The 1,295-nt window shown below is 59.2% G+C and carries 1 rRNA gene; it reads right to left on the minus strand.

Annotated elements, in window-relative coordinates:
• Nucleotides 1-16: 16 nt before the first annotated feature.
• A 16S ribosomal RNA gene (locus QA609_RS24620) occupies nt 17-1,295 on the minus strand; the annotation flags it as partial.

Genomic DNA, 1,295 nt, shown 5'->3' on the forward strand with positions numbered 1-1,295 from the left:
GGGTGGTCCCGGTCTGTGGAGGTGATCCAGCCGCAGATTCCCCTACGGCTACCTTGTTACGACTTAAGCCCCCTTGCGAAGCCCAGATTCGACCCCTATACAGGGGCCTCATCCGGACCTCACTCGGGTGCTTTGACGGGCGGTGTGTGCAAGGAGCAGGGACGTATTCACCGCCGTCTTCTGAACGGCGATTACTACCGAATCCAGCTTCATGCGGACGAGTTTCAGTCCGCAATCCGAACTACGATCGAGTTTCGGAGATTAGCGCCCCCTCTCGGGGTTGCATCCCACTGTCTCGACCATTGTAGCCCGCGTGTTGCCCAGCACATTCGGGGCATACTGACCTACCGTTGCCCGTTCCTTCCTCCAGTTTGGCACTGGCAGTCCTCCTAATGTACCCAACCACCACAAGGGTGTTGCTGGCAATTAGGAGTGCGGGTCTCGCTCGTTGCCTGACTTAACAGGACGCCTCACGGTACGAGCTGACGGCGGCCATGCACCTCCTCTCAGTAGCTCCGATAAGCTCATCACACTGATCTTCATTGCTACTGTCGATGCTGGTGAGATGTCCGGCGTTGAGTCCAATTAAACCGCAGGCTCCTCCGGTTGTAGTGCTCCCCCGCCAATTCCTTTAAGTTTCATCCTTGCGGACGTACTTCCCAGGCGGTCTGCTTCACGGCTTCCCTACGGCACACCACAGGCTCGTAGCCTGTGGCACACCTAGCAGACATCGTTTACAGCTCGGACTACCCGGGTATCTAATCCGGTTCGTGACCCGAGCTTTCGTCCCTCACCGTCGGATCCGTCTTTCCAGAGCGCTTTCGCCACCGGTGGTCCGTCCAGGATTACGGGATTTCACTCCTACCCCGGACGTACCCTCTGGATCTTCCGGTCCCAAGCCACGCAGTTTCCACCGGACGCCCGCACGTTAGGCGTGCGGATTTCCCGATGGACTTGCGCGGCCAGCTACGGACGCTTTAGGCCCAATAAGAGCGGCCATCACTCGTGCTGCCGGTATTACCGCGGCGGCTGGCACCGGTCTTGCCCAGCACTTATTCTTGTACCACCTTACGGTACAGAAAAGCGAGGGCTCTATGCCCTCGCACTTGGAGTCCCCTTATCGCACTGGCGTGCAGTGTAAAGGTTTCGCGCCTGCTGCGCCCCGTAGGGCCCGGTATCTTGTCTCAGATACCGTCTCCGGGCTCTTGCTCTCACAACCCGTACCGATTACTGGCACGGTGGGCCGTTACCCCACCGTCTACCTAATCGGCCGCAGCCACATCCTCTGGCGCCGG

The organism is Natronococcus sp. A-GB7, assembly GCF_029688865.1.
In the GTDB taxonomy this organism is placed as follows: Archaea; Halobacteriota; Halobacteria; order Halobacteriales; family Natrialbaceae; genus Natronococcus.